Source organism: Pseudomonas sp. KBN10P06128 (assembly GCF_037574945.1).
GTDB lineage: Bacteria > Pseudomonadota > Gammaproteobacteria > Pseudomonadales > Pseudomonadaceae > Pseudomonas > Pseudomonas aeruginosa.
The window spans coordinates 145,964-168,559 of sequence record NZ_JBBELR010000001.1; the positions used below are offsets into that span (position 1 = coordinate 145,964).

The 22,596-nt window shown below is 66.6% G+C and carries 22 protein-coding genes; 16 read left to right on the top strand and 6 right to left on the bottom strand.

The window, feature by feature from the left end; translation table 11 throughout:
• The first annotated feature begins 30 nt into the window (after window positions 1–30).
• Window positions 31–1,962, top strand: a complete 1,932-nt coding sequence (gene vgrG1a / locus VQ065_RS00640; RefSeq protein ID WP_073660211.1) for a type VI secretion system spike protein VgrG1a — start codon at window positions 31–33, stop codon at window positions 1,960–1,962.
• Between the two features lie 114 nt (window positions 1,963–2,076).
• Here the strand turns inward: vgrG1a and VQ065_RS00645 are convergent, their stop codons facing one another.
• From VQ065_RS00645 to eagT6, 4 genes are read right to left on the bottom strand one after another with little or no spacing between them, the layout of a single operon-like run.
• Complete coding sequence (locus tag VQ065_RS00645) at window positions 2,077–2,361, bottom strand: immunity protein Tsi6 family protein (RefSeq protein WP_003111794.1); 285 nt, start codon at window positions 2,359–2,361, stop codon at window positions 2,077–2,079.
• 12 nt (window positions 2,362–2,373) lie between these two features.
• Window positions 2,374–2,607 carry a T6SS immunity factor Tis1 gene (tis1, locus tag VQ065_RS00650; protein ID WP_003083689.1) on the bottom strand — a complete coding sequence of 78 codons (234 nt, stop codon included), beginning with the start codon at window positions 2,605–2,607 and terminating at the stop codon, window positions 2,374–2,376.
• Window positions 2,597–3,979, bottom strand: coding sequence for a T6SS effector (p)ppApp synthetase Tas1 (gene tas1 / locus VQ065_RS00655; protein ID WP_003083691.1), 1,383 nt, complete (start codon window positions 3,977–3,979; stop codon window positions 2,597–2,599). Before tas1 ends, tis1 begins: the two co-directional genes overlap by 11 nt.
• A 15-nt stretch (window positions 3,980–3,994) precedes the next feature.
• Window positions 3,995–4,429, bottom strand: coding sequence for a type VI secretion system effector EagT6 (gene eagT6, locus VQ065_RS00660; RefSeq protein ID WP_003083692.1), 435 nt, complete (start codon window positions 4,427–4,429; stop codon window positions 3,995–3,997).
• A gap of 253 nt (window positions 4,430–4,682) precedes the next feature.
• Here eagT6 and vgrG1b point away from each other — a divergent pair, with 253 nt between their 5' ends.
• The 9 genes from vgrG1b to VQ065_RS00705 all read left to right on the top strand — a co-directional run bounded on the left by vgrG1b (window position 4,683) and on the right by VQ065_RS00705 (window position 15,765).
• Window positions 4,683–6,908 (top strand): type VI secretion system spike protein VgrG1b, encoded by a 2,226-nt coding sequence (vgrG1b, locus tag VQ065_RS00665; RefSeq protein WP_014603464.1) that lies wholly within the window; start codon window positions 4,683–4,685, stop codon window positions 6,906–6,908.
• Between the two features lie 27 nt (window positions 6,909–6,935).
• On the top strand, window positions 6,936–7,385 hold the full coding sequence (locus tag VQ065_RS00670; protein WP_003083695.1) for a DUF6484 domain-containing protein: 450 nt from the start codon (window positions 6,936–6,938) through the stop codon (window positions 7,383–7,385).
• Window positions 7,386–7,401: 16 nt separating this feature from the next.
• Window positions 7,402–8,514, top strand: a complete 1,113-nt coding sequence (locus VQ065_RS00675; RefSeq protein WP_003083696.1) for a DUF2169 family type VI secretion system accessory protein — start codon at window positions 7,402–7,404, stop codon at window positions 8,512–8,514.
• Complete coding sequence (locus VQ065_RS00680) at window positions 8,511–9,548, top strand: 3-oxoacyl-ACP synthase (RefSeq protein WP_003083697.1); 1,038 nt, start codon at window positions 8,511–8,513, stop codon at window positions 9,546–9,548. The genes VQ065_RS00675 and VQ065_RS00680 overlap by 4 nt, the downstream gene beginning before the upstream one ends.
• The gene (tse7, locus tag VQ065_RS00685) at window positions 9,548–10,708 is read left to right on the top strand and encodes a type VI secretion system effector Dnase Tse7 (protein WP_003083698.1); all 1,161 of its coding nucleotides are present in this window, start codon (window positions 9,548–9,550) and stop codon (window positions 10,706–10,708) included. The genes VQ065_RS00680 and tse7 overlap by 1 nt, the downstream gene beginning before the upstream one ends.
• Window positions 10,709–10,729: 21 nt before the next feature.
• A complete protein-coding gene (gene tsi7, locus VQ065_RS00690; RefSeq protein ID WP_003083699.1) occupies window positions 10,730–11,650 on the top strand; it encodes a type IV secretion system immunity protein Tsi7 in 921 nt (306 codons plus the stop codon).
• Window positions 11,632–12,879 (top strand): TIGR02270 family protein, encoded by a 1,248-nt coding sequence (locus tag VQ065_RS00695; protein ID WP_023098416.1) that lies wholly within the window; start codon window positions 11,632–11,634, stop codon window positions 12,877–12,879. The genes tsi7 and VQ065_RS00695 overlap by 19 nt, the downstream gene beginning before the upstream one ends.
• 375 nt (window positions 12,880–13,254) lie before the next feature.
• Window positions 13,255–13,983 carry a carbonic anhydrase gene (locus VQ065_RS00700; protein WP_003083701.1) on the top strand — a complete coding sequence of 243 codons (729 nt, stop codon included), beginning with the start codon at window positions 13,255–13,257 and terminating at the stop codon, window positions 13,981–13,983.
• 210 nt (window positions 13,984–14,193) lie between these two features.
• Complete coding sequence (locus VQ065_RS00705) at window positions 14,194–15,765, top strand: SulP family inorganic anion transporter (RefSeq protein WP_003083703.1); 1,572 nt, start codon at window positions 14,194–14,196, stop codon at window positions 15,763–15,765.
• Here the strand turns inward: VQ065_RS00705 and VQ065_RS00710 are convergent.
• Complete coding sequence (locus VQ065_RS00710) at window positions 15,752–16,390, bottom strand: hypothetical protein (RefSeq protein ID WP_003083705.1); 639 nt, start codon at window positions 16,388–16,390, stop codon at window positions 15,752–15,754. The genes VQ065_RS00705 and VQ065_RS00710 overlap by 14 nt on opposite strands.
• A 371-nt stretch (window positions 16,391–16,761) precedes the next feature.
• Between VQ065_RS00710 and coxB the strand changes: the two genes are divergently transcribed.
• Genes coxB through VQ065_RS00730 form a run of 4 tightly spaced genes read left to right on the top strand, consistent with a single transcriptional unit; the run spans window position 16,762 to window position 20,951 of the window.
• Window positions 16,762–17,886, top strand: coding sequence for a cytochrome c oxidase subunit II (gene coxB, locus VQ065_RS00715; protein ID WP_003101203.1), 1,125 nt, complete (start codon window positions 16,762–16,764; stop codon window positions 17,884–17,886).
• A gap of 9 nt (window positions 17,887–17,895) precedes the next feature.
• The gene (gene ctaD / locus VQ065_RS00720) at window positions 17,896–19,488 is read left to right on the top strand and encodes a cytochrome c oxidase subunit I (protein ID WP_003083723.1); all 1,593 of its coding nucleotides are present in this window, start codon (window positions 17,896–17,898) and stop codon (window positions 19,486–19,488) included.
• 10 nt (window positions 19,489–19,498) lie between these two features.
• Window positions 19,499–20,053 (top strand): cytochrome c oxidase assembly protein, encoded by a 555-nt coding sequence (locus VQ065_RS00725; protein ID WP_003083725.1) that lies wholly within the window; start codon window positions 19,499–19,501, stop codon window positions 20,051–20,053.
• Window positions 20,054–20,063: 10 nt separating this feature from the next.
• On the top strand, window positions 20,064–20,951 hold the full coding sequence (locus tag VQ065_RS00730) for a cytochrome c oxidase subunit 3 (RefSeq protein WP_003083728.1): 888 nt from the start codon (window positions 20,064–20,066) through the stop codon (window positions 20,949–20,951).
• Between the two features lie 15 nt (window positions 20,952–20,966).
• Here VQ065_RS00730 and VQ065_RS00735 read toward each other — a convergent pair whose 3' ends face one another.
• The gene (locus VQ065_RS00735; protein ID WP_003083732.1) at window positions 20,967–21,176 is read right to left on the bottom strand and encodes a twin transmembrane helix small protein; all 210 of its coding nucleotides are present in this window, start codon (window positions 21,174–21,176) and stop codon (window positions 20,967–20,969) included.
• A 15-nt stretch (window positions 21,177–21,191) separates the two neighbouring features.
• Between VQ065_RS00735 and VQ065_RS00740 the strand changes: the two genes are divergently transcribed.
• Window positions 21,192–21,986 carry an SURF1 family protein gene (locus VQ065_RS00740; protein WP_023098417.1) on the top strand — a complete coding sequence of 265 codons (795 nt, stop codon included), beginning with the start codon at window positions 21,192–21,194 and terminating at the stop codon, window positions 21,984–21,986.
• Window positions 21,961–22,539 (top strand): hypothetical protein, encoded by a 579-nt coding sequence (locus VQ065_RS00745; RefSeq protein ID WP_003083738.1) that lies wholly within the window; start codon window positions 21,961–21,963, stop codon window positions 22,537–22,539. The genes VQ065_RS00740 and VQ065_RS00745 overlap by 26 nt, the downstream gene beginning before the upstream one ends.
• Window positions 22,540–22,596: the final 57 nt, after the last annotated feature.

The window sequence follows — 22,596 nt, forward strand, 5'->3', positions numbered from 1 at the left end:
GAGCAGTAGAAGGAACCGTCGATGGGATTGATGCAACTGACCCGCCTGGTCCAGGTGGATTGCCCGCTGGGGCCGGACGTGCTGCTGTTGCAGCGCATGGAGGGACGCGAGGAACTGGGACGGCTGTTCGCCTACGAGCTGCACCTGGTATCGGAAAATCCCAACCTGCCGCTGGAGCAGTTGCTCGGCAAGCCGATGAGCCTGTCGCTGGAGCTGCCCGGCGGCAGCCGGCGCTTCTTTCACGGTATCGTCGCGCGCTGTAGCCAGGTGGCCGGGCACGGCCAGTTCGCCGGCTACCAGGCCACCCTGCGGCCCTGGCCGTGGCTGCTGACGCGCACCTCGGACTGCCGCATCTTCCAGAACCAGAGCGTGCCGGAGATCATCAAGCAGGTGTTCCGCGACCTCGGCTTTTCCGATTTCGAGGATGCCCTCACGCGCCCCTACCGCGAGTGGGAATACTGCGTGCAGTACCGCGAGACCAGCTTCGACTTCATCAGCCGGCTGATGGAACAGGAGGGCATCTACTACTGGTTCCGCCATGAGCAGAAGCGCCACATCCTGGTGCTCTCCGACGCCTACGGCGCGCATCGCAGCCCGGGTGGCTACGCCAGCGTGCCGTACTACCCGCCGACCCTCGGCCATCGCGAGCGCGACCACTTCTTCGACTGGCAGATGGCGCGCGAGGTCCAGCCCGGTTCGCTGACCCTCAACGACTACGACTTCCAGCGCCCCGGCGCGCGCCTGGAGGTGCGTTCGAACATCGCCCGGCCGCACGCGGCGGCCGACTACCCGCTGTACGACTATCCCGGCGAATACGTGCAGAGCCAGGACGGCGAGCAGTACGCGCGCAACCGCATCGAGGCGATCCAGGCGCAGCACGAGCGCGTGCGCCTGCGCGGCGTGGTGCGTGGGATCGGCGCCGGACACCTGTTCCGCCTGAGCGGCTATCCGCGCGATGACCAGAACCGCGAGTACCTGGTGGTCGGCGCCGAATACCGGGTGGTCCAGGAACTCTACGAAACCGGCAGCGGCGGCGCCGGCTCGCAGTTCGAGAGCGAGCTGGACTGCATGGACGCCAGCCAGTCGTTCCGCCTCCTGCCGCAGACCCCGGTGCCGGTGGTGCGCGGTCCGCAGACCGCGGTGGTGGTCGGTCCCAAGGGCGAGGAGATCTGGACCGACCAATACGGCCGGGTCAAGGTGCATTTCCACTGGGATCGCCACGACCAGTCGAACGAGAACAGCTCCTGCTGGATTCGCGTGTCCCAGGCCTGGGCCGGGAAGAACTGGGGTTCGATGCAGATCCCGCGGATCGGCCAGGAAGTGATCGTCAGCTTCCTCGAAGGCGACCCGGACCGGCCGATCATCACCGGGCGGGTCTACAACGCCGAGCAGACGGTGCCCTACGAGCTGCCGGCGAACGCCACCCAGAGCGGGATGAAGAGCCGTTCGAGCAAGGGCGGCACGCCGGCCAACTTCAACGAGATCCGCATGGAGGACAAGAAGGGCGCCGAGCAGTTGTACATCCACGCCGAGCGCAACCAGGACAACCTGGTCGAGAACGATGCCTCGCTGTCGGTCGGCCACGACCGCAACAAGAGCATCGGCCACGACGAGCTGGCGCGCATCGGCAACAACCGCACCCGCGCGGTGAAGCTCAACGACACCCTGTTGGTGGGCGGGGCGAAGAGCGACAGCGTCACCGGCACCTACCTGATCGAGGCCGGCGCGCAGATCCGCCTGGTCTGCGGCAAGAGCGTGGTGGAGTTCAACGCCGACGGCACCATCAATATCTCCGGCAGCGCCTTCAACCTCTACGCCAGCGGCAACGGCAACATCGACACCGGCGGCCGCCTCGACCTCAATTCCGGCGGTGCCAGCGAGGTCGACGCCAAGGGCAAGGGCGTGCAGGGCACCATCGACGGCCAGGTACAGGCGATGTTTCCGCCGCCGGCGAAGGGCTGAGGCGGCGGCATCCTGGCCGCCCGCCCTCGGGCAGGACGCCGCGGGAGCATTGACGATTCGCGCATGTCCTCGCCAGGCAGAAGCGGCGGTCGCTCAAGACCGATGGTGTTGCGCTCAGGGTAGGTCGACCTTCAGGCCGCGGCCAGTGCGTATGCCGACGTAGAATGCGTCCTTGAGGGCCCTGGCGAGTTCCGGGTCGGTCTCCTCGAACTCTTTCCCGGCGATGCCGCCGAAGCTCAGCCGGTGCAACGCGGAACGGTCCAGGCTGCGGTCGAGCAGCACGGCTTTCAGGTACAGCAACTGCTTTTCCACGGAGAGCAGCATCCCGCATTGCGGATGCCGGGCCAGCCGCTCGGCGACCAGCGCCAGGGCGCGTTCGACATAGTTCACGGGGGACATGGCTGCGCCGCTTCAGCCCTTGGGAAAGCCCGTCTCGTACTCCTCGCGGGTGATTTCCCGGCCGAAACGCAGCGCATCGTTGAACAGGCGGTTGTCGTGCTCAACCGGCTCGGGGGATTCGGCTTCGCCGTAGAAGCGCACGTGGATCGTGCCCTGCCGATGGTCCCAGCGGTAGGTGACGTCTTCGAAGTCGTAGTCGATGTAGATATCGCGCCTGGCGAACGCTTCGCCCTTTTCAATTGCCATTGCCTTTCCTCACTGCGTCGTAGTACGCCCGGCTCTTCTCTGCGATGGCCTGGGCCTCCGGGGACTTCGGATCCAGTACCCGCCAGTCCTCATAGTACTTGTGGCCCTGCCCTCCGGGTACGCCGGCCTTGGCCGCCACCGCGTCGTAGGTGTCGTTGCCGAGGAGGATGCGAGCCATGTCCTCCGACTCCTTGGCGTAGATCATCTCCGGCGAGTTGACCTGGATCTCGCCGGGTATCCCGGCCTTGGTGTTCATCGTCGAGTTCACCCCGCTGTAGCCGAGCGGGTCGGCGTTGCCGTCGATCACCTTGACCTTGGCGCCGCGGTTGGCCAGCTCGGCGGCAACGGTGTTCACCTTGTCGCCTTCGACGATGATGGTGTTGCGGGCCAGATCCTTGATCTTGGTCGGATCGCCCTTGTAGTCGTTGTTGATCTTCTGCATGGCGCGTTCGCGCGACTTGATCGGTGCCTTGGCGACCCTGCCGCCGTGCTTCGCCGCCAGTCCGTCGGCCACCGCGTCGATCTCGGCCTTGGCTGCCGGCGCCTTGCCATAGACCTTCTCGAAGCCTTTCGGCACCTGGGTCTTCGGCGCGCCCTTGGGTGCGTTGCCGAGCCGTGCCATCTTCGGTCCGAAGCCCAGCAGCGCCATGCCGGCCACGCCCTGGAACAGGTCGCGGTAGCCGGGACCGAGGCGGTCGCCGAGGTCGCCGAGCAGGGCCATGCCGCCCATCATCAGGCCGCCGATGGCGACCACTCCAACCAGCGCCGCGACCCCGGCCATCGCCGCCAGCAGCAGGCCGCCGGCTAGGGCCGCCAGGCCCAGCGCCTCGAGGCCGGTGTGCAGCCATTCCTCCAGGTCGAGGACGAAGGCCACCCGCTCGGTGGGGCCGCCGATGAAGGTGTTCTGGCTGCCGGTCTTGATGTGCGCGCCGCAGACCATCTTGCTCTGCAGGCGCGCCGCCGGCTTGCCGTTGATGTACACGGTGGCGCTGCCTTCGGCGATCAGCACCGGGAACGGCCACAGCGGATGGTTCAGCGGCAGGCCGCTGCAGGTGGCGGAGACGTCGTCGCCGGCGCGCATCGCGTTGCGACTGTTCACGTAGACGTTGAAGCTGCCGCGTATGAGCACCCCGGTGGTCGGCTCGGGTAGCTCGAAGATGGTGGTCAGGCCCTTGACGATCTGGAACATCGACAGCCCGCCGGCGGCGATCGAACCGGCCAGGATCACCGCGGCCAGGCCGCCGGTGGCGGCGGTGGCGGCGACCACGGCGGCGCCGATCAGGGCTCCGGCCACGGCTCCGGCGACCATCGCGGCGACACCGAAACCGTGGGCTATCTCATCGCCCAGTCGGGCGGCGGCTTGCGCATCCATGCGTCGGTACTCGGATCAGCTAGGGGTCGGGCGCGGGACCAGGGTCTGCATCGCCTGCTTCCAGGCCGGCTCGTGGTGCGGCAGGTCAGCCGGGGTGGTGGTCAGGGTGGTGATCAGCACCGCCGGGCGGCGCTCGATGAATACCTGGCGCAGCATCAGGTCGCGGCCCTCGCGCTGCCACTGGTAGTCGAGGAGCACGGCGGCGTGGCCGTGGATGTTGATGTCCCAGCGCTTGTGCAGCTTGAAGCCGGGCAATTGCTTCTCGGCGTTTTCCAGTTGGCGGGCGACATAGTCGGCGAACGGCGCGTCGCCCTGGCTGGCGTCGCGGCTGATGACGAAACTGGCTTCGCGGGCGGGGCCGCTGGCGGGGAGCTTGAAGATGTTGATGCTCTGGTCCTGCCAGGCATCGGGAATCTCGAGATCGGCTTCGTGGAGGCGATAGAGCGTCACTGTGTTAACCCCTTCCCTAGGATTCTGAGTGAGTCATTGCTGGACAAAAGCTTTACGGAATGTTGCTCGCGAATCAAGGCTTTCCTGGCCCGAAGCGGCCTTTCGTGATGGCCTTCTGCCTGTTCGCCGTCGGTCGGGGCGCTCGTCGGAATCTGTGTCACGCATCTCCCCTTTCCACCGCATCCGCGCCTATGCTGCTTGGGTGGTGCCGCTCCAACGGCGCCAGTGATGGACGTGGATCAAGGATGATTTCATGGCACTTGCGCAACAGACCCGCCTGGTCCGGGTCGACAGTCCGCTCGGCGCGGAGGTCCTGCAATTGCAGCGAATGGAGGGTCGCGAAGAGCTCGGCCGGCCGTTCGCCTACGAGCTGGAACTGATCTCGGAAAACCCCGACCTGCCACTCGACGGGCTGCTGGGCAAGCCGGCCAGCCTGGCGCTGGAACTGCACGACGGCAGCCGGCGGCATTTCCACGGCATCGTCGCCGCCTGCAGCCAGGGCTCCGGCAACGGCCAGTTCGCCAGCTACCAGGTCACCCTGCGCCCCTGGCTGTGGCTGCTGACGCGCACCTCCGACTGCCGCATCTTCCAGAACCAGAAGGTCCCGGACATCATCAAGCAGGTGTTCCGCGACCTCGGCTTCTCCGACTTCGAGGACGCCCTGAGCCGCTCCTACCGCGAGTGGGAATACTGCGTGCAGTACCGCGAGACCAGTTTCGACTTCGTCAGCCGGCTGATGGAGCAGGAAGGCATCTACTACTGGTTCCGCCACGAGCGGAATCGGCACATCCTGGTGCTCTCCGACGCCTATGGCGCGCACCAGAGCCCGCCGAACTACGCCAGCGTGCCCTACTACCCGCCGACCCTGGAGCAGCGCGAGCGCGACCATTTCTACGACTGGCACATGGCGCGCGAGGTGCAGTCCGGCTCACTGAGCCTCAACGACTACGACTTCCAGCGTCCCGGCGCGCGCCTGGAGGTGCGTTCGAACATCGCCCGCTCGCACGCGGCGGCCGACTACCCGCTGTACGACTACCCCGGCGAATACGTGCAGAGCCAGGACGGCGAGCAGTACGCGCGGACCCGTATCGAAGCCTTGCAGGCGCGCTACGAACGGGTGCGCCTGCGCGGCCGCGCCCGCGGCCTGGGTTCGGGCCACCTGTTCAAGCTCAGCGGCTACCCGCGCGAGGACCAGAACCGCGAGTACCTGGTGGTCGGCGCCGAGTACCGGGTGGTCCAGGAACTCTACGAGACCGGCGGCGGCGGGGTGGGCGCGCAGTTCGAAAGCGAGCTGGACTGCATCGATGCCGGCCAGGCCTACCGCCCCTTGCCGACCACTCCGCTGCCGATCGTCCGTGGCCCGCAGACCGCGGTGGTGGTCGGGCCCAAGGGCGAGGAGATCTGGACCGACCAGTATGGCCGGGTCAAGGTGCATTTCCACTGGGACCGCCACGACCAGTCCAACGAGAACAGCTCCTGCTGGATGCGCGTCTCGCAGGCCTGGGCCGGGAAGAACTGGGGCTCGGTGCAGATCCCGCGAATCGGCCAGGAAGTGATCGTCAGCTTCCTCGAAGGCGACCCGGACCGGCCGATCATCACCGGGCGGGTCTACAACGCCGAGCAGACGGTGCCCTACGAGCTGCCGGCGAACGCCACCCAGAGCGGCACCAAGAGCCGTTCGAGCAAGGGCGGAACGCCGGCCAACTTCAACGAGATCCGCATGGAGGACAAGAAGGGCGCCGAGCAGTTGTTCATCCATGCCGAGAAGAACCAGGACATCGAGGTCGAGAACGACGAGAGCCACTGGGTCGGCCACGACCGGACCAAGACCATCGACCACGACGAGACGGTGCATGTGAAGCACGATCGCACCGAGACCGTGGACAACAACGAGACCATAACCATCGGCGTCGACCGCACCGAGAAGGTCGGCAACAACGAGAAGATCAGTATCGGCGCGAACCGCACCGAGGACGTCGGCAGCAACGAGACCATCAGCATCGGCGTCGACCGCACCGAGAAGGTCGGCAGCAACGAGAAGATCAGCATCGGTGCCAATCGCACCGAGGACGTCGGCAACGACGAGACCATCAGCATCGGCGCGAACCGTAGCGAGTCGGTGGGCAACAACGAGACGATCAGCATCGGCGCCGACCGCAGCGAGTCGGTGGGCGCCAACGAGACCATCGACATAGGCGGCAACCAGAGCACCAGCATCGGCAAGAACGAGTCGCGCAGCGTCGGCCAGGGCCGCGATACCTCGGTGGGCAAGGACGATAGCCTGGACGTGGGCAAGAGCTTCACGCTCAACGCCGGCGACTCGATCACCCTGGTCACCGGTGCCGCCAGCATCCGCATGAAGAAGGACGGCAGCATCGTCATCAGCGGCAAGAACATCACCATCGACGGATCCGGGGCGATCAACGTCAAGGCCGACAAGAACGTGGTGGTGAAGGGACGCAAGATCCTCCAGAACTGAAGCGGCGCAGAGCCAGGGAGTCAGCGCATGAGTGTCGAGATCCATCTACCTGGGGCCACGACGGCCCTTCCCGCGCGCCTGGACGGCGTGGTCATCGGCGTCCTCCTCGACGTGCCGGACGCCGCCGCTCCGGTGGTCGCCTATCCCGGTTGCCCGAGCGAGCACGGCCTGGCGGCGGCCACCACCACCCAGCTCAGTCGCGCCGATATCGGCGCCCAGGTGGCTTTGCTGTTCGTCGCCGGCGACCCGCGCCAGCCACTGGTGATCGGGCGTATCCAGCGCCTGCCGCAGGAAGCGTCCGCCCGGCTGGACGGCGAACGCCTGGAGTTCAGCGCCGAACGCGAGATCGTCCTGCGCTGCGGCAAGGCCAGCATCACCCTGACCCGCGCCGGCAAGGTGATCATCCGTGGCGCCTATCTTTCCAGCCGCTCCACCGGGGTCAACCGGATCAAGGGCGGTTCGGTGCAGATCAACTGAGCGCGGCGGGCCCGACATGGAACTGTTGAACGCCACCCCGCTGGCCGCCGCCTACAACCAGGGGCTCGACGCCGAAGGCCGGGAGTCGCTGGTGGTGATCGCCAAGGGCAGTTTCGACCTGCCGCTGGACGGTCGCGAGGCGCGCCTGCTGGACGAGCAGCAGGCGCTGCTGATGGTCGATGAATTCTATGGCGAGCCGGGGCTTTCCGCGCCGCGCCGGGAGTGCGAGTTCGTTCCCTTCAAGCCGTTCTGCGATGTGCTGGTGCTGGGCAGCGCCCAGGCGCCCGGCGGGCGGCCGGTACAGCAGTTGACCGCGGGCATCCGCGTCGGCCGGGTGAGCAAGGCGCTGACGGTGCATGGGCCGCGCCAGTGGGAACCGGGATTGCTCGGTGCCGGCGCGGGCGTCGCGCAGCCGTTCCAGCGCCAGGACATTTCCTACGCCAGTGCCTTCGGCGGCAGCCATGCCTCGCCGGACAACCCTGATTTCATGGATTGCTACATGGCCAATCCGGCCGGATGTGGCTGGTTTCCGCGCAGCGCCGACACCGCCGAGATCGTCGGCACGCCGATGCCGGCCACGGAAAAACTCGGCGAGCCGGTGGACAGCCCCCACGGCCGCTTCACGCCGATGGCGCTCGGCCCGCTCGGTCGCCACTGGCAGGCCCGGGTCGGCTTTGCCGGCCGCTACGACGACGCCTGGCTGGCCGAGCGCTTCCCGTTCCTGCCCGCCGATTTCGACGAGCGTTACTTCCAGTCCGCGCCGGCCGACCAGTGGACCGACCATCTGCGCGGCGGCGAGGAGGTCCTGCTGCTCAACCTCACCGGCGAGGAGCGCGCGGCCTTCCGCGTGCCGCGCAGGGAGGTGCCGGTGACCTTCTTCCTGAAAAAGGGTGGCCACGAAACCGCGCAGGCACGGATCGATACCCTGCTGGTGGACTGCGACGCCCGTCGCGTGGAAGTCACCTGGCGCATTCGCCGGCCGTTGAAGCGCAACCTGTTCGAGGTCGCCCAGGTGCTGGTCGGCAGCAAGTCCGCCGCCTGGTGGCGCGCCCGCGAGCTGGGCAAGGACTACTACCCCTCGCTTGCCGCACTGGTACGCAGCCGCCAGGCCGAGGAGGACGAGGCATGAGCCAGGTCCTGAGCATCGTCGCCTCCGGCATGGTCAGCGCGGTCGGCCTCAGCGCGCCGGCCAGCTGCGCGGCGATCCGCTGCGCCCTGGACAACTTCCAGGAAACCCGTTTCATCGACCAGGGCGGCGAATGGTTGCTTGCCGCCAGCGTGCCGCTGGAGCAGCCCTGGCGCGGCCGCGCCAAGCTGCTGAAGATGGTTGCGCGAGCCATCGACGAGGCCTTGCGCGGCCAGCCCGAACTCGATTGCACGGAGCTGCCGCTGCTGCTCTGCGTCGCCGAGGGCGACCGTCCCGGACGCTGCGCGGGGCTCGACGAGTCTTTCCTGCGTGACCTGGAAGGCGAGCTGGGACGACGCTTCCATCCCTCCTCGGCACTCATCGCCCGTGGCCGGGTCGGTGGCGCGGTGGCCCTGCTCAACGCGCGCAAGCTGATCCAGGGCGGCTGCCGGCAGGTCCTGGTGGCCGGCGTCGACTCCTTCGTCAGCGGCCCGACCCTGGCCGCCTACGAGGCCCGCGAGCGGCTGCTGACCAGCCAGAACTCCAACGGCTTCATTCCCGGCGAGGGCGCCGCCGCCGTGCTGGTCGCCGCGCCGCTCCACGAGGAGGCGCCGCAGCTGCTCTGCATCGGCCTCGGCTTCGGCATCGAGAAGGCCACGGTGGAGAGCGAGGACCTGCCGTTGCGCGCCGACGGCCTGACCCAGGCCGTGCGCGCCGCCCTCGCCGAGGCTGGCTGCGGCCTGGAGCAGATGGACTACCGGCTCACCGACATTTCCGGCGAGCAGTACTACTTCAAGGAGGCCTCGCTGACCCTGAGTCGCAACCTGCGCGTGCTCAAGCCGAAGTTCGACCTCTGGCACCCCGCCGACTGCATCGGCGAATGCGGCGCCGCCATCGGTCCGGCGTTGCTCGCCGTGGCCCTGGCCGCTTCGCGCAAGGGCTACGGCGACGGGCCGAACGTGTTCTGCCACCTGGGCAACGATGCCGGCGAACGCGCCGCCGCGCTGCTCAGCTATCGACGGGTGAGGGCTGCCTGATGGCCAACGAGGTGTACGCCAACAACATGGAGATCTCCTGCAAGGCGGCGAGCGGCAAGTCCATCGCGGCCTTCCCGGATGTCTGCTTCACCCCGCCGCAGGCGCCGCCGACGCCGTTGGGGGTACCGATCCCCTACCCCAATACCGGCCTGTCCAAGGACACCACCAAAGGCACCCGGACCATTCGCATCACCCGCAAGGAGGTGATGCTGAAGAACAAGAGCTACTACAAGACCAGCTACGGCGACGAGCCGGGGCGGGCGCCGAAGAAGGGCATCGTCACCAGCAAGATCAAGGGCAAGGTGTACTTCACCTCCTGGTCGATGAACGTCAAGTTCGAAAGCAAGAACGTGGTTCGCCACCTCGACCTGACCACCCACAACCACGCGTCCTTTCCTGGCAATACGCCGGTCTGGCCCTACCTCGACCAGGCCACCGTCGATGCTGGTGGTGGACCGTGCAGCAATGAAGTGAAGAAGGAGAAGAAGGATTGCGCTGACTTCAAGCCGCATGGCAGCAAGGATGCCTGCGCTGGCCTTGGCGCGGGCAAGCCTTCCGGCAAGAAGACCAGCAACGAAGCTGACCGACTGGCAGACAAGGTCGCTGCCCGAAAATGCCTGACCGCGCGCCGGTGTGCCCTGCAACCGTACAAGCCGAACAGTTGCTGCCCGCAGCAGACCGCTCACCACCTGATCGAGGCCAGCGCCTTGCACGACAAGGGACGTGGTGGAAAAGGCTCGGTACCCCTCAAGGGGATATCCAACTATTCGGAGAACAAGGCTCCTTGCGTCTGCGCGGAGGGCGTCAATCAGAACGTGGGTACCCACGGCCTCATGCACACGTTCCAGAGCGCCGCTGCCGCGAAGTCGCGCAGTGGAACCCTGCAATTGTCCAATGGCAGCTCCATCTCCGCGAAGAAGACCACCTACGGAACGGCGAAACGTCAATCCATGGCTGCCATGGGCAAGGTCTTTCCGCAGTCGAAATGCTCGAAGGAATGTCTGTCCGCTCAGCTCGACAACTATCACAAGCAGTGCGGAATCAACGCCAGAACACCCATCAAGGCCGTTGAAACCGGCCAGACCGACGTCACGGCTGCGACGCAGGCGATAAAGACCCGCAATGCGCGTCTTGGCGCCACGAGGAGTCGAGTCCGCTAGTGACCGTTACAGGAGATTGAAATGTTGAAGAAACTCTCGCCGATTTTCTCGAACATCACCGGCGTCGTCCGCTATCAGGACCTGGCGTACGTGGCCTCGGTATCCGACGAGATCCAGGAGCAGAACATAGCGCACAGCTATGTCACGGAGTGGGACTGCGGAACCTGGTGTGTTGCTGGCGAGGATGACGACATGCTGCCCTGGGAGATCGTGTCGGCCACGGTAGTGCACGAGCCAGTGGAACAAGCATTGTTTCTGGGCGCTCGGGGCCAGGTATTCTGCATGGGCTCCGGCGACATCCATGAAGAGCAGTTGCCCGACGGCGACGATGCCATCGGTGGCCGGGGCAATATGCGCGGCGTTGCCTGTATCGACGGGGTGGCCTATGCCTGCGGGATGGATCGACAGGTCTACCGGCGCTTCGACGAGAACGACTGGCGTGCCATCGACAGCGGCGCTCGGCCTCCGGCAGGCAGCGAAGCGGTGGTCGGATTCGAGGCCATCGGCGGCTTCGGTGCCAGGGAAATCTATGCCGTCGGCTGGGACGGGGAGATCTGGCAGTACGACGGCAAGCGCTGGCAGCCCCGGGAGAGCCCGACGAACTTGATCCTGACGGCGATCTGCTGCGCGGAAGATGGCTCGGTTTACGCCTGTGGACAGGCGGGAACGCTGCTGCGTGGACGCAACGACCACTGGGAGATCATCGCCCAGGACGATGTCGATGAAGACTTGTGGAGCCTCGCGTGGTTCGACGGCGCACTCTACGTGTCGAGCGCAACGGCGGTCTATACGCTGGTCGGTGGCCATCTCAAGGAGGTGGACTTCGGTGATGAGCAACCCCAACGCTGCTTCCACCTTAGCGCTGCCGACGGCGTGTTGTGGAGCATCGCCGCGAAAGACATCTTCAGCTTCGACGGCCAGCAATGGACGCGCATAGATTGAGCATCGCAGCGATCGTCGACCAGCACGCCGAGGAAGCCGCCTTCCTTGCCCTGCTCCGCGACTACGCCGTGCGTGCGCCCCATTACGACCTGGAGGAGCTCGCCGAGCTCGATCAGCGCATCGAGGCGCACCTGGACGGCCTGGCGATCGCCGGCCAGGCCGGCCATGACGCCCTGCTCGAGCAACTCGACGCGCACGCCCAGGGCGAGGCGTTCGCCCTCGCGGTGCTGGCCATGCAGGCAGGAGACGATGCGTTGATCGGACGGATGCGCGCCTGTCTTGCGGCGTCTCCGGAAGCCCGGCGCGGTTTCGCCGCAGCCCTCGGCTGGCTCGACTGGGACCAGGCGCGGCCCTGGGTGGAGCGCCTGCTGGCCTCGCCCGAGCCGCTGTTCCGCGCCATTGGCCTGGCCGCCTGCGGCATGCACCGGCATGACCCGGGGCCGGCGCTGCTGTCCGCCCTTGGCCACGCCGACCCGGCGGTGCTGGCGCGCGCCGCGCGCACCGCCGGCGAGCTGCGTCGGCGCGACCTGATGGCGAATATCCGCGCCTATCGCGCCCACGATGACCCGAGCCTGCGCTTCTGGGCCAACTGGGCCACCGCGCAGATGGGCGACGAGGAGGCGTTGGGGCCATTGCGTGCGTTCGCCGGGCAGCCCGGCCCGTTCCAGCTGCCGGCGACCATGGTGCTGCTCGCCTGGCAGCCGCGCGACACCAGCATGGCCTGGATTCGCCAACTGATGCAGGCGGCGGACACGCGGCGGATCGGCATCCAGGCCACCGGCCTGTTCGGCGATCCGGTGGCGGTGCCCTGGCTGATCCAGCAGATGCGCGACGAGAGTCTGGCGCGGGTCGCCGGCGAGGCCTTCAGCCTGATCACCGGCGCCGACCTGGCGCTGCTCGACCTGGAGCTGGAGGCCTTGCCCGACTACGACCCTGGCCCCAACGACGATCCCGACGACGAAGACGTCGCCCTCGACGACGATGAGAACCTCACCTGGCCGGACGCGGCGCGGGTTACCGCCTGGTGGCGGGACCACGGCGCGCGCTTCGTCGCCGGGCGCGCCTACCTGCTCGGCGAACCTCTGGGCGAGGCGCGCTGCCGCCAGGTCCTGCGTGACGGCCAGCAACGCCAGCGAATGGCTGCGGCGTGCCTGCTGGCGCGCTTCGTGCCGAACCTGCCGCTGTTCCCCACTGGTGCGCCGGTGCGCCGCCAACTGGACCTGTTCTGATAGCTGGCTGGCGCCGGGCGGTCAGGTCATGGCCGCTGGCGCGGTGCGCCGGATTTTCCCATTCGACGAATTTCCCTGCACGTAGCCAACCGGTTGACTGAAACCTTTCACCACTTATGCGGGGCGAATGGAAATGCCACTCGTTTGCCATGATAGCCTGTCGACATCCTCTGGAAATATCGTGAAAAAAGCTGACAACGTGCGAGATAGAGGGATTTTTTAATTTATGGTTAAGCTTCGGGCATTAGCGTTGAGCACCAGAAGTGACCGGCCGGTCACGTAGGTCGCTCTGCGTTTGTTGTGCCTTTTTCCTATGGGGAAAGCGTCGGCAGACGTGGGAAAATTCAATCGATCCATTCATCGAGGTTCCGAACCATGCCAGACCGTATGCGGGGCGTTAAGTCCGATTCTCCAGAGCAGGAAAGCGCTGACGACGCATTGAAAAGGATTGTCGATGGATTCCAGCATTTCCGCCGGGAGGTCTTTCCCGAGCAGCAGGCGCTGTTCAAGAAGCTCGCCAATAGCCAGCGGCCGCGGGCGATGTTCATCACCTGCGCGGATTCGCGCATCGTTCCCGAGCTGATCACCCAGAGTTCCCCCGGCGACCTGTTCGTCACCCGCAACGTCGGCAACGTGGTGCCGCCCTACGGGCAGATGAACGGCGGCGTCTCCACCGCCATCGAATACGCCGTGCTGGCGCTGGGCGTGCACCACATCATCGTCTGCGGCCACTCCGACTGCGGGGCGATGCGCGCCGTGCTCGACCCGCAGACCCTGGAACGCATGCCGACGGTCAAGGCCTGGCTGCGGCACGCCGAGGTGGCACGCACGGTGGTGGCGGACAACTGCGACTGCGGCGCCAGCCACGACACCCTCGGAGTGCTCACCGAAGAGAACGTGGTGGCCCAGCTCGATCACCTGCGCACCCACCCCTCGGTGGCCTCGCGCCTGGCCAGCGGGCAACTGTTCATCCACGGCTGGGTGTACGACATCGAGAGTGCGCAGATCCGCGCCTACGACGCCAAGCAGGGTCGCTTCCTGCCCCTCGACGGCGAGCATCCGGTGCCGATGGCCACGCCCGCGCCGCGCTACCTGAACTCGTGATAGCGGCGGCCGTGCGGGCCGCCGGATAACAACAGCGTTTTCGCGTCACCTTTCGCCGTTCCTGCCATGGACGACCTCTGGGAAGCCCCGTTCCGGGGCTGAACGGGTCGCTATTACAAGAAAAAACACACTGCGCACACACAACCGGCGCCGGGCCTGGTCCTGGCGTCGCTCCCTCGTCGTGGAAAAAATTCGCAGGAGAACTGTGCCATGCATGTTTCAAAGGTGTTTCCGTCCCTCCGGGACACGTTGCCGCGGGACCTGATGGCCTCCGTGGTGGTGTTCCTCGTCGCCCTGCCGCTGTGCATGGGCATCGCCATCGCCTCCGGGATGCCGCCGGCCAAGGGCCTGCTCACCGGCATCGTCGGTGGCCTGGTGGTCGGCTTCCTGGCCGGCTCGCCGCTACAGGTCAGCGGCCCGGCGGCCGGCCTCGCGGTGCTGGTCTTCGAACTGGTGCGTACCTACGGGGTGGCCATGCTCGGGCCGATCCTGCTGCTCGCCGGCGCCATCCAGCTGCTCGCCGGGCGGCTGCGCCTGGGCTGCTGGTTCCGGGTCACCTCGCCGGCGGTGGTATACGGGATGCTCGCCGGCATCGGCATCCTCATCGTCCTTTCGCAATTGCACGTGATGCTCGACCTGGCGCCCAAGGCGTCCGGCCTCGACAACCTGCTGGCATTCCCCCAGGCGGCGTTCGCCGCGCTCGGTTCGCTGGGCATGGACAGCGGCCTCGACGCGGCGCTGCTCGGGCTGGGCACCATCGCGGTGATGTGGGGCTGGGACAAGCTGCGTCCGCAACGCCTGCGCTTCCTACCTGGCGCGCTGCTCGGCGTGAGCCTGGCGACCCTGGCCAGCCTCTGGCTGGCGCTGGACGTGCGGCGGGTCGAGGTACCGGCCAACCTCGGCGAGGCCATCGACTGGCTACGCCCGGCCGACCTGCTGGCCCTGGCCGATCCCTCCCTGCTGCTGGCGGCGGTGGTGGTGGCCTTCATCGCCAGTGCGGAGACCCTGCTCTCGGCGGCGGCGGTGGATCGCCTGCACGACGGCCCGCGCTCGGACATGGATCGCGAGTTGTCCGCCCAGGGGGTCGGCAACATGCTCTGCGGCCTGCTCGGCGCGCTGCCGATGACCGGGGTGATCGTACGCAGCTCGGCCAACGTCAACGCCGGTGCGCGAACCCGCGCCTCGGCGATCTTCCACGGCCTCTGGTTGCTCGCCTTCGTCCTCCTGCTCGGCAGCCTGCTGCGGCAGATTCCGGTGGCGAGCCTGGCCGGGGTGCTGGTCTATACCGGGGTCAAGCTGGTCGATTTCAAGGCCCTCGGCAACCTCTCTCGCTACGGCCGGATGCCGATGCTGGTGTACGCGGCCACCGCCCTGGCCATCGTCTTCACCGACCTGCTGACCGGCGTGCTGGTGGGCTTCGCCCTGACCCTGCTGAAGCTGGTGCTGAAGGCGGCGCGGCTGAAGATCGCCCTGCGCTACACCGGCGAGCATGAAGCCGAGCTGCGCCTGAGCGGCGCCGCGACTTTCCTCAAGGTGCCGGCGCTGTCGCGGGTGCTCGACGAGGTCAAGCCGGGCACCACCCTGCACGTACCGATGGATAACCTCAGCTATGTCGACCATGCCTGCATGGAGCTGCTCGAGGACTGGGGGCGGATGGCACCGGTGCAGGGCTCGCGCCTGGTGATCGAACCGCGCGCCTTGAAGCGTCGCCTGGAAGGGCGCCTGCGCGGCAGCGTCGGGTTGGGCGGCGCGCGCAATGGCGGGGCGGTCAGCCCAGGCTGAGCTCCACCCCGAGCTGCTTCGACAGGCACGGCCACTGCTGCCAGGCGGCGACCACCCGCGGGTTCTTCAGGTTCTCGCGGTAGGCGCGGGCCGAGTCGGCGTCGAAGGTGGTGGCGTCGAGCATGTTCTCCACCGCATGGTGGACGGCTTCGTCCAGCCGGTTGGCGAACGGCTCGCCGATCAACTGGTGGGCCACCAGGTTGGCCACGGTGGTGTCCAGCGGGATCAGCGCCTGGCCGAAGTGGGCGATGTAGCGGTCGTTCACTTCTTCCACCAGGCGGTGCGCCAGGTAGGCTTCGTCGAGCAGGGCGTCGAGGCCGTCGTGGCCGGCGAGCAACGCCGGCGGGGTGAGGAAGAACTGCTCGGCGACCTTCAGCACCGGCTTGATCCGTTCCTCGATGCCGGCTTCGCGGGCCACGCTGTTGGCGGCGTCGAGCAGGTCCGGTACCTGTTCGACATAGGCGTGGACGAAGCGGGTGAGTATGTCTTCCGTGTTCTCGCCTTGCGGCTGGATGGTGCGATGCAGGCGGGGCAGGCGGCTGGCTATCAGATCAGCCAGGTGACCGTGGCGGGCTTCGCTGAGGTGCGCCTGCTGGATGAGTTCACGGAGGGCGGCGGTGTTCATGGGTTCTCCCATACAACGGGGATGGTGAAGAAGAGGAGAAACATAGCCGGCGGCGCGCGCTGGCTAAGACGCGATTGTCATAATCGCTTCGTGGTTATGCGAGGATGATATATCAGGCGGCCACCATTCGCCTGCAAAGCCACGCCGCTCGCGGCTTTTAGAGAAGAATCGGCACTTTCCAGCGACGTTTTTACGCTGCGTTGTTATGTCGCAGCCGCTGTCTATACTCCCACTCGAATGCTGAACCTGATGAACCCGGCCTGCCTTGCTGTGTGCCGAGGTGCGACGGTCAAAGTTCGTTGTCTTGGCGGTCCACCCCTTGGCCGTTGGCGTCTGCCGGCGGGATAAAAACAACGATAAGGGGAACCCGAATGCTGCGACATCCACGAGTCTGGATGGGCTTCCTTTTGCTCTCGGCGATCAGCCAGGCGAATGCCGCCTGGACGGTCAACATGGCCCCGGGCGCTACCGAGGTGAGCCGGTCCGTCTTCGACCTGCACATGACCATCTTCTGGATCTGCGTGGTGATCGGCGTGCTGGTCTTCGGCGCGATGTTCTGGTCGATGATCGTCCACCGCCGCTCCACCGGCCAGCAGCCGGCGCATTTCCACGAGAGCACCACGGTGGAAATCCTCTGGACGGTGGTGCCGTTCGTGATTTTGGTGGTGATGGCGGTGCCCGCCACCCGCACCCTGATCCACATCTACGACACTTCCGAGCCGGAGCTGGACGTGCAGGTCACCGGCTACCAGTGGAAGTGGCAGTACAAGTACCTGGGCCAGGACGTCGAGTACTTCAGCAACCTGGCCACCCCGCAGGACCAGATCCACAACCGGCAGGCGAAGGACGAGCATTACCTGCTGGAGGTGGACGAGCCGCTGGTGCTGCCGGTGGGCACCAAGGTGCGCTTCCTGATCACCTCCAGCGACGTGATCCATTCCTGGTGGGTGCCGGCCTTCGCGGTCAAGCGCGACGCCATCCCCGGCTTCGTCAACGAGGCCTGGACCAAGGTCGACGAGCCCGGCATCTACCGCGGCCAGTGCGCCGAGCTGTGCGGCAAGGACCACGGCTTCATGCCGATCGTGGTCGATGTCAAGCCCAAGGCCGAGTTCGACCAGTGGCTGGCCAAGCGCAAGGAAGAGGCGGCGAAGGTCAAGGAACTGACCAGCAAGGAGTGGACCAAGGAAGAGTTGGTCGCGCGCGGCGACAAGGTCTACCACACCATCTGCGCCGCCTGCCACCAGGCCGAAGGCCAGGGCATGCCGCCGATGTTCCCGGCGCTGAAGGGCTCGAAGATCGTCACCGGGCCCAAGGAGCACCACCTGGAAGTGGTCTTCAACGGCGTGCCCGGCACCGCCATGGCGGCCTTCGGCAAGCAGCTCAACGAGGTCGACCTGGCCGCGGTGATCACCTACGAGCGCAACGCCTGGGGCAACGACGATGGCGACATGGTCACCCCGAAAGACGTCGTCGCCTACAAGCAGAAACAACAATAGGAGACCGCCATGAGTGCTGTGATCGATACGCCCGACCACCATGCCGGCGACCACCACCACGGACCGGCCAAGGGCCTGATGCGCTGGGTGCTGACGACCAACCACAAGGACATCGGCACCCTCTACCTGTGGTTCAGCTTCATGATGTTCCTGCTCGGCGGCTCGATGGCCATGGTGATCCGCGCCGAGCTGTTCCAGCCCGGCCTGCAGATCGTCGAGCCGGCGTTCTTCAACCAGATGACCACCATGCACGGCCTGATCATGGTCTTCGGCGCGGTGATGCCGGCCTTCGTCGGCCTGGCCAACTGGATGATCCCGCTGATGATCGGCGCGCCGGACATGGCCCTGCCGCGGATGAACAACTTCAGCTTCTGGCTGCTGCCGGCGGCCTTCGGCCTGCTGGTCAGCACCCTGTTCATGCCCGGCGGCGGCCCCAACTTCGGCTGGACCTTCTACGCGCCGCTGTCGACCACCTTCGCCCCGCACAGCGTGACCTTCTTCATCTTCGCCATCCACCTGGCCGGGATCAGCTCGATCATGGGCGCGATCAACGTGATCGCCACCATCCTCAACCTGCGCGCCCCGGGCATGACCCTGATGAAGATGCCGCTGTTCGTCTGGACCTGGCTGATCACCGCGTTCCTGTTGATCGCGGTGATGCCGGTGCTGGCCGGCGTGGTGACCATGATGCTGATGGACATCCACTTCGGCACCAGCTTCTTCAGCGCCGCCGGCGGCGGCGACCCGGTGCTGTTCCAGCACGTGTTCTGGTTCTTCGGCCACCCCGAGGTGTACATCATGATCCTGCCCGCCTTCGGTGCGGTCAGTGCGATCATCCCGACCTTCGCGCGCAAGCCGCTGTTCGGCTACACCTCGATGGTCTACGCCACCGCCAGCATCGCCTTCCTCTCCTTCGTGGTCTGGGCGCACCACATGTTCGTGGTCGGCATCCCGGTCACCGGCGAGCTGTTCTTCATGTACGCCACCATGCTGATCGCGGTGCCCACCGGGGTGAAGGTGTTCAACTGGGTGACCACCATGTGGGAGGGTTCGCTGACCTTCGAGACGCCGATGCTGTTCGCCGTGGCCTTCGTCATCCTGTTCACCATCGGCGGCTTCTCCGGACTGATGCTGGCGATCGCCCCGGCGGACTTCCAGTACCACGACACCTACTTCGTGGTCGCCCACTTCCACTACGTGCTGGTGCCCGGCGCGATCTTCGGCATCTTCGCCTCGGCTTACTACTGGCTGCCGAAGTGGACCGGCCACATGTACGACGAGACCCTCGGCAAGCTGCACTTCTGGATGAGCTTCATCGGCATGAACCTGGCGTTCTTCCCGATGCACTTCGTCGGCCTCGCCGGCATGCCGCGACGGATCCCCGACTACAACCTGCAGTTCGCCGACTTCAACATGGTTTCGTCGATCGGCGCCTTCATGTTCGGCACCACCCAGCTGCTGTTCCTGTTCATCGTCATCAAGTGCATCCGCGGCGGCAAGCCGGCCCCTGCCAAGCCCTGGGACGGCGCCGAGGGCCTGGAGTGGAGCATCCCCTCGCCGGCGCCCTACCACACCTTCAGCACCCCGCCCGAGGTCAAGTGAGGAGCGCGCCATGAGCGATGCCAAGGTCGATACCCGCCGCCTGGTCGGCCGCCTGCTGCTGGTGACCGTGCTGATGTTCGCCTTCGGCTTCGCCCTGGTGCCGCTCTACGACGTGATGTGCCGCGCCCTGGGGATCAACGGCAAGACCGCCGGCAGCGCCTACAGCGGCGAACAGCAGGTGGATGTCGGGCGCGAGGTGAAGGTGCAGTTCATGACCTCGAACAATATCGACATGGTCTGGGAGTTCCGCTCCGCCGGCGACCAGTTGGTGGTGCATCCCGGCGCGGTGAACCAGATGGTGTTCTACGCGCGCAACCCGAGCGACAAGCCAATGACCGCGCAGGCCATCCCGAGCATCGCCCCGGCCGAGGCCGCCGCCTACTTCCACAAGACCGAATGCTTCTGTTTCACCCAGCAGGTGCTGCAACCCGGCGAGAGCATCGAGATGCCGGTGCGCTTCATCGTCGACCGCGATCTGCCCAAGGATGTGCGGCACGTGACGCTGGCCTACACCCTCTTCGATATCACTGCGCGGAAGCCGCCCGTACCGGTTGCGGGACGATAAGGAGAACAACATGGCAAGCCACGAACACTATTACGTCCCCGCCCAGAGCAAGTGGCCGATCATCGCCAGCATCGGCCTGCTGGTGACGGTGTTCGGCCTGGGTACCTGGTTCAACGACCTCACCGCCGGCCACAAGGAATCCCATGGCCCGTGGATCTTCTTCGTCGGCGGGCTGATCATCGCCTACATGCTGTTCGGCTGGTTCGGCAACGTCATCCGCGAGAGCCGCGCCGGACTCTACAGCGCGCAGATGGACCGCTCGTTCCGCTGGGGCATGAGCTGGTTCATCTTCTCCGAGGTGATGTTCTTCGCCGCCTTCTTCGGCGCGCTGTTCTACGTCCGCCACTTCGCCGGTCCCTGGCTCGGCGGCGAGGGTGCCAAGGGCGTGGCGCACATGCTCTGGCCGAACTTCCAGTACAGCTGGCCGCTGCTGCAGACCCCGGACCCGAAGCTGTTCCCGCCGCCGAGCGCGGTGATCGAGCCGTGGAAGCTGCCGCTGATCAACACCATCCTGCTGGTCACCTCCAGCTTCACCGTGACCTTCGCCCACCACGCCCTGAAGAAGAACAAGCGCGGCCCGCTCAAGGCCTGGCTGGCGTTGACCGTGCTGCTTGGGATCGCCTTCCTGATCCTGCAGGCCGAGGAGTACGTGCACGCCTACAACGAGCTGGGCCTGACCCTCGGCGCCGGTATCTACGGCTCGACCTTCTTCATGCTCACCGGCTTCCACGGCGCCCACGTGACCCTCGGCGCGCTGATCCTCAGCATCATGCTGATCCGCATCCTGCGCGGTCACTTCGATGCCGAGCACCACTTCGGCTTCGAGGCCGCCAGTTGGTACTGGCACTTCGTCGATGTGGTCTGGATCGGCCTGTTCATCTTCGTCTACGTGATCTGACCGCCACCGGGGGAATCAGAAATGCCAGGGCGCGTGGCTGTTCAGCTCGCCGCTGTAGAAGCCCCAGGCGACCAGCGCCAGGGTCGTCGCGGCGAGCACCACGCGGACGGTCAGCGAATTGACCACGCGGGAACCATGGCCCTGGTCCTTGACCAGGAAGAACAGGCCGCTGAACAGGCTCACCAGGGTAGCCAGCAGTAGCAGGACGATCGCCACTTTCAACATGGTGGGACTCCGGCGATGGGGGGATTCATGCAGTATAGCCAGCGCCTCGGGGAGGCCGGACGCAATGACAGACGCAGCATGCGTGGCGCGTTCCGCCCCGGCCTGCTGCCGACCCTGGTGGTCCTCGGTCTGCTGCCGGTGCTGCTCTGGCTGGGCACCTGGCAGTTGCAGCGGGCCGACGAGAAGCGCGCCCTGCTGGCCAGCTACGAGGCCCGGCGCGGCGCCGAGCCGGTGTCGCCCGGGCAGCTAGAGGGACTGCGCGACCCGGCGTACGTCCGCGTGCGCCTGCACGGCCGCTTCGACCAGCGGCATACGCTGCTGCTGGATAACCGGCTGCGCAACGGACAGGCCGGGGTCGAGGTGCTGCAACCCTTCTACGATCAGGCCAGCGGCCTTTGGCTGCTGGTCAACCGCGGCTGGGTCGCCTGGAGCGATCGACGCTCGCCGCCGGCGCTGGAAACCCCCGACCGCGTCCTCCTGCTCGATGCCTGGACCTACCTGCCGCCACCCGGCGGCCTGCACCTGGCCGACGCGCCGGCCGGCGGCTGGCCGCGCCTGGTGACCCAGCTCGACATCCCGGCGCTGTGGCAGGCCTTCGGTCGCGCCGGGCTGCCCTGGGAAATCCGCCTGGAACCGGGCGACGCCAGCTTCGACACCGACTGGCCCCTGGTCTCGATGCCGCCGGAGCGGCACACCGGCTACGCCGTGCAGTGGTTCGCCCTGGCGACGGCCCTGCTCGCCCTCTACCTCTACCTCGGTGTGCGCCGCGCACGGGAGAAAAACCATGAGTCTCGCGATTCCGATGCCTGAACGTCCGCGCCGCGCCCGTGGCCGCCTGCAACTGCTGGCGATCATCGGCCTGGTGGTGGGGCCGATGCTGCTCGCCAGCGCCATGTACAAATGGAATTTCTGGGTGCCGCAGGGGCGCAGCTACAGCGGCGCGCTGATCGGCAACGGCCAGACCCCCGCCGACCTCGGCGTGCAGGGACGCAGCCAGGGCGAGCAGTGGCAACTGCTGGTGACCGCGCCGGGCACTTGCGGCGAGGACTGCCAGCAACTGGTCTACCTGGCCCGCCAGATCAACATCGCCCTCGGCCGCGAAGCCTCGCGCGCCGGCCACGCCCTGGCCGCCAGCGGCGAGCTGCCGGCGGACTTCGCCAACCTGGTGAGGCAGGACTACCCGCGCCTGCAGCGCTACGGCCTGGACCCGGCCCTGTACGACAAGGCCGGCGGCGGCGAGCGGCCGCTGCTGTGGGTGGTCGACCCGCACGGCAACCTGGTGCTGCGCTACGACGCCAAGGCCAACGGCAAGAAGTTGCTGAAGGACGTGCAACTGCTGCTCAAGCTCTCGCATATCGGTTGATCGGCGTGGCCGGCGCGGTTCCCGGCCCGATGAGGACAGAACGACAAGAAAAAGGGG

What these genes read in the sequence shown, in the direction of transcription:
- vgrG1a (WP_073660211.1), top strand. Translation starts at nt 31, where the DNA reads ATGCAACTGACCCGCCTGGTCCAGGTGGATTGCCCGCTGGGGCCGGAC.
- VQ065_RS00645 (WP_003111794.1), bottom strand. Translation starts at nt 2,361, where the DNA reads ATGTCCCCCGTGAACTATGTCGAACGCGCCCTGGCGCTGGTCGCCGAG.
- tis1 (WP_003083689.1), bottom strand. Translation starts at nt 2,607, where the DNA reads ATGGCAATTGAAAAGGGCGAAGCGTTCGCCAGGCGCGATATCTACATC.
- tas1 (WP_003083691.1), bottom strand. Translation starts at nt 3,979, where the DNA reads ATGGATGCGCAAGCCGCCGCCCGACTGGGCGATGAGATAGCCCACGGT.
- vgrG1b (WP_014603464.1), top strand. Translation starts at nt 4,683, where the DNA reads ATGGCACTTGCGCAACAGACCCGCCTGGTCCGGGTCGACAGTCCGCTC.
- VQ065_RS00670 (WP_003083695.1), top strand. Translation starts at nt 6,936, where the DNA reads ATGAGTGTCGAGATCCATCTACCTGGGGCCACGACGGCCCTTCCCGCG.
- VQ065_RS00675 (WP_003083696.1), top strand. Translation starts at nt 7,402, where the DNA reads ATGGAACTGTTGAACGCCACCCCGCTGGCCGCCGCCTACAACCAGGGG.
- VQ065_RS00680 (WP_003083697.1), top strand. Translation starts at nt 8,511, where the DNA reads ATGAGCCAGGTCCTGAGCATCGTCGCCTCCGGCATGGTCAGCGCGGTC.
- tse7 (WP_003083698.1), top strand. Translation starts at nt 9,548, where the DNA reads ATGGCCAACGAGGTGTACGCCAACAACATGGAGATCTCCTGCAAGGCG.
- tsi7 (WP_003083699.1), top strand. Translation starts at nt 10,730, where the DNA reads ATGTTGAAGAAACTCTCGCCGATTTTCTCGAACATCACCGGCGTCGTC.
- VQ065_RS00695 (WP_023098416.1), top strand. Translation starts at nt 11,632, where the DNA reads ATGGACGCGCATAGATTGAGCATCGCAGCGATCGTCGACCAGCACGCC.
- VQ065_RS00700 (WP_003083701.1), top strand. Translation starts at nt 13,255, where the DNA reads ATGCCAGACCGTATGCGGGGCGTTAAGTCCGATTCTCCAGAGCAGGAA.
- VQ065_RS00705 (WP_003083703.1), top strand. Translation starts at nt 14,194, where the DNA reads ATGCATGTTTCAAAGGTGTTTCCGTCCCTCCGGGACACGTTGCCGCGG.
- VQ065_RS00710 (WP_003083705.1), bottom strand. Translation starts at nt 16,390, where the DNA reads ATGAACACCGCCGCCCTCCGTGAACTCATCCAGCAGGCGCACCTCAGC.
- coxB (WP_003101203.1), top strand. Translation starts at nt 16,762, where the DNA reads ATGCTGCGACATCCACGAGTCTGGATGGGCTTCCTTTTGCTCTCGGCG.
- ctaD (WP_003083723.1), top strand. Translation starts at nt 17,896, where the DNA reads ATGAGTGCTGTGATCGATACGCCCGACCACCATGCCGGCGACCACCAC.
- VQ065_RS00725 (WP_003083725.1), top strand. Translation starts at nt 19,499, where the DNA reads ATGAGCGATGCCAAGGTCGATACCCGCCGCCTGGTCGGCCGCCTGCTG.
- VQ065_RS00730 (WP_003083728.1), top strand. Translation starts at nt 20,064, where the DNA reads ATGGCAAGCCACGAACACTATTACGTCCCCGCCCAGAGCAAGTGGCCG.
- VQ065_RS00735 (WP_003083732.1), bottom strand. Translation starts at nt 21,176, where the DNA reads ATGTTGAAAGTGGCGATCGTCCTGCTACTGCTGGCTACCCTGGTGAGC.
- VQ065_RS00740 (WP_023098417.1), top strand. Translation starts at nt 21,192, where the DNA reads ATGGGGGGATTCATGCAGTATAGCCAGCGCCTCGGGGAGGCCGGACGC.
- VQ065_RS00745 (WP_003083738.1), top strand. Translation starts at nt 21,961, where the DNA reads ATGAGTCTCGCGATTCCGATGCCTGAACGTCCGCGCCGCGCCCGTGGC.